At 58.0% G+C, this 3,690-nt stretch carries 3 protein-coding genes; 2 read left to right on the top strand and 1 reads right to left on the bottom strand.

All coding sequences use genetic code 11. The features are described from left to right. Positions 1 to 332: 332 nt before the first annotated feature. Together QZ213_RS25925 and QZ213_RS25920 are read left to right on the top strand one after the other, a co-directional pair. Entirely contained in the window at positions 333 to 1,583 is a 1,251-nt protein-coding gene (locus QZ213_RS25925; protein ID WP_291688913.1) for an adenylate/guanylate cyclase domain-containing protein, read from the top strand. A gap of 250 nt (positions 1,584 to 1,833) precedes the next feature. Further along, positions 1,834 to 3,159 (top strand): adenylate/guanylate cyclase domain-containing protein, encoded by a 1,326-nt coding sequence (locus QZ213_RS25920; protein ID WP_291688912.1) that lies wholly within the window; start codon positions 1,834 to 1,836, stop codon positions 3,157 to 3,159. 225 nt (positions 3,160 to 3,384) lie between these two features. On the opposite strand, the gene QZ213_RS25915 is transcribed toward QZ213_RS25920, so the two are convergent. After that, a partial coding sequence (locus QZ213_RS25915) for a hypothetical protein (protein WP_291688911.1) occupies positions 3,385 to 3,690 on the bottom strand: 306 nt, incomplete at its 5' end.

The following is a 3,690-nucleotide window of genomic DNA, read 5'->3' as shown; positions in this document are numbered from 1 at the left end:
TTAACCGTTTCTAAATGTGCACACCGAACTGTGGCAGGAGTTGCGCTTACACCGCGCTTTCGCGCCGCGCTTGGGCGCTGGCTCGGGATGCCCGTGGATGGCACATTTAGGACATGCCGAGCGGTGCCGCCAATGTCCGCTCTCGGGGGAAAGCGGAAAACATCTACCCGCAGTGAGTATTTCCGGGTTTGACCCACAACGGAAGTCGCCGCGGATCAACACTTGTACCGAGCTATGTGTCGAGATCCGGTTTTATGTGGACAGAAATGGGTTGTCGGGCTCAGCACACGTTGGCAGACTGGAGCTGGTCGCCATTGCTGGGGAGCATGCGCATGTCACGCCGCGGCGAAATCGAACCGTCGTCAGCTGTGAAAACACCTGAACCCTTCGCGGAGGAGCGCGCGTCACGCCGCCGCAAAATCATCAACAAGATTATGAACGTGATTGTAGTGGTTGGGGTCGCTATCGATCTGTTCTTCGCTATCCTCTACTCCGTGCTCGACACCCGAGCCTACGCTATCGCTATCGGCGTGAACCTCGCGACTGCGGCCCTGTGGGCCATGACACCCTTATTCCACCGCTGGCCGGGCCCATTCGCAGGTGTCTGGTTTCTTGGCGTATTTATAGCGGCAATGCTGAGCTTCACGTTATTGCTTGGACACGCATCGGGGTCACATTTGTTTTTGATTCTCGTCGCGATCTTTTCGCTGATCTTCCTGGGCCCTCGTCCGATTGCACTACCGGTGCTCACGACCCTGGTCGCCTGGGGAGCGTTCGTCGTCGCGGCCAAGGTTTTGCCTCGTTGGCCATCCCACATCCCGATGTTGATAGATGAGTCAGAAGCTCTTTTCTACGCCACATCAGCACTAACGATGTGTGTGCTCTTCCTGACCACCCGATATTCAATCCATCTGGTTGACGCAGCCGAAGGGGCGCTGGAGCGTGAATTTCGTCGTTCAGAAGCGCTCCTCCTGAACATTCTCCCCGCGGCGGTGGCTGAACGACTTAAGTCGGGCGAACGGATCGCTGATGGATACAATTGCATTAGCGTGCTCTTCGCGGACATCGTCGGATTTACGGCGGCCGCGCGTCAGGCCGGCCCGGAGGCGACGGTAGGTATGCTGAACCGCTTCTTCTCCGTCGCGGACGAACTCGCACAGCGGCGCGGTTGCGAGAAGATTAAGACGATCGGCGACTGCGTAATGGCGGCCGCTGGTTTGCCCGAACCCTCTTCCAGTCACGCCGAGACGCTCGCCCGCTACGCGCTTGATCTCAGGCAGACGATGGAGGGAGAAGCCTTCGCGGGCGCGCCGCTCAAATTGAGGATTGGAATTCATTCGGGCCCGGCAGTCGCGGGTGTGATCGGCCGCAGCCGCTTTGCTTACGACTTGTGGGGTGATACCGTCAACGTGGCCTCGCGAATCCAGCATGCGGCCAAGCCCGATGAAATTCAGCTTTCGAATGCGACGCGTGAGCTCCTTGGTGCGAATTTTTCCTGCACTGCGGCTGGCGAAGTCGAGACACGGGGAGCGGGTCGGGTAGGCGTCTGGCGGCTGGATCGCGAACTTGAGAGGCTCACTTAGATGCTCCTGCCGTCCGCGTACCCGCATAGACTGCGACCTTCGCGAACTTAATGGCACGTTTGAACATGCCGGTGAGGTCTGACGATGTCCGTTGTTCGGGGTAGACCGGAATTGGCGTTGCGGGGTTGCGCGTCGCGTTGTCAGGAATTCAGTTTATGGGTTGGTCGACAAACCTACTGAGCACATTAAACGACCGCACCAATTGATTAAACGGCTCCCTCCAATGATAATGACGGCATTGGAGGCCGACATGGCGGATTTCGTTATGCCCCAGACGCGCTATGCGCGCAGCGGTGACGTCAATATCGCCTACCAGGTGGTCGGCGACGGGCCAACCGACGTCCTCATAGTTCCCGGCGCAATTTCGCACCTTGAACTAGTTTACGATCTGCCCGGGACCATAAATTTCGTGCAACGCCTATCTCGCTTCGCCAGAGTCATCAGCTTCGATAAGCGCGGCCAGGGCCTTTCTGATCGCGTCTCGGGCATTCCCCCATTGGAAGAGCGAATGGACGATGTTCGGGCCGTGTTGGATGCGGTGGGATCGCAACGCGCAGTCTTGGCGGGTTTTTCGGAAGGATCTCCGATGAGCCTGCTTTTCACGGCTACTTATCCAGAGCGGGTGTCACACCTCGTGCTGATCGGCGGCTTTTCGCAGTCGGGGCACTCCATTCCCGATTCACAGTTTGAGGTTTTTGCCGATACGGTTGTCGCGAACTGGGGCACCGGACAAATGATGAAACGCGCCGTCGGCACCGCCGACGATAACAAGGAAGAGCTAGCGAAACTCGGTAAGTTCGAGCGGATGTCCTGCAGCCCAGGCGCGTTTAAGACTTTGTTGCAGATGAACCGGCGAATCGACGTTACGTCGATACTTCCCAGCGTGCGGATTCCAACGCTCGTGCTGCACAGCCGAGCAGATGCGATGGTGCCTGTCTCCGAAGGAAAGAAGCTTGCGGCTGCCATTCCGGGCGCGAAATACCTAGAATACGACAATGTTCCGCATGCCTGCTTCACCGCCGATTGCCAAGAACTTATCGGCGATATCGAGGAATTCGTCACTGGGCATCGAGTCGGGGTTACCGAAGACACTGACCGCGTGCTCGCAACTGTTCTATTTACCGACATCGTGAATTCGACCAACAGGGCCGTCGAGATCGGTGACCGACGCTGGCGCGAGTTGCTCGATGCACACGACCGCTTGGCAAGACAAACAGTTGAGCGGCATCGTGGCAGATTTGTAAAGAGTACTGGCGATGGTATCCTGGCGACATTTGATGGTCCCGGGCGCGGCGTGCGTTGCGCGCTAGCCCTAGGGGCGGTGGCGCGGCAGATCGGCCTGCCACTACGCGCCGGTCTACATACCGGCGAGGTCGAGGTGCGCGGTGACGATGTGGGCGGGATTGCGGTTCATGTGGCGGCACGCGTCATGGGGCAGTCGGGCGCCAACGAGGTATTAGTGTCGCGCGTCGTTACCGACTTAGTCGCGGGCGCCGGACTGAAATTTGCGGATCGCGGGTCGTTCGACCTCAAGGGAATTCCAGGCTCTTGGGATTTGTTCGCTGCGGTCCAATAGTTGCGACCCAAAGGAGCCGTATAGTTGGCCAACTGGCCTTTTCGTCGGGATGTCGCTTACTGGGCACGAAACGGACATGCCACCGTGGTCGCTCTACGTCCGTTGTTGGGGGCAGAGCGGAAAACATGTGCTCGCGGTCAATATTTCCGAGTCTGGACCCGGAACCGACATTCGGCTGTCTATTGAAAATCTAGCACTTGGCTGCTCGGAGAGTTGACGAGACGATCACTCGCAACCAAAGATGGTTCTCGCTTTCTCCCCGAAAAGAGGACACGGCTTGCCGGCCACTTCCGCCGATTGACCATAACCAGAAATTTTCGAACCCAGCCGGCTGCGCCGGCGTTCGAAAATTGCCGGCACGCAACAAATTCCGCACCTCGTGAACACAAAACATTTGACGCGCTGAAGTTTCTCTGTGTTTAGATCACGACCTTCGTCGCGGGTGAAATTGCCTGCACTCTTGAGGACCGTAATGCGCAACGCACGCACACACATCGCAGAGACTGCCGTCCGCGTCCGGCCGCTTATTCG

This window comes from Bradyrhizobium sp. (genome assembly GCF_017881085.1).
Lineage (GTDB): Bacteria > Pseudomonadota > Alphaproteobacteria > Rhizobiales > Xanthobacteraceae > Bradyrhizobium.
The sequence above is the reverse complement of the archived record's forward strand: the minus strand, read 5'-3'. Positions and strand labels throughout refer to the sequence as shown.

Bases quoted from the DNA above. Each gene is read 5' to 3' on its own strand.
- QZ213_RS25925 (WP_291688913.1), top strand. From the start codon at position 333: ATGTCACGCCGCGGCGAAATCGAACCGTCGTCAGCTGTGAAAACACCT.
- QZ213_RS25920 (WP_291688912.1), top strand. From the start codon at position 1,834: ATGGCGGATTTCGTTATGCCCCAGACGCGCTATGCGCGCAGCGGTGAC.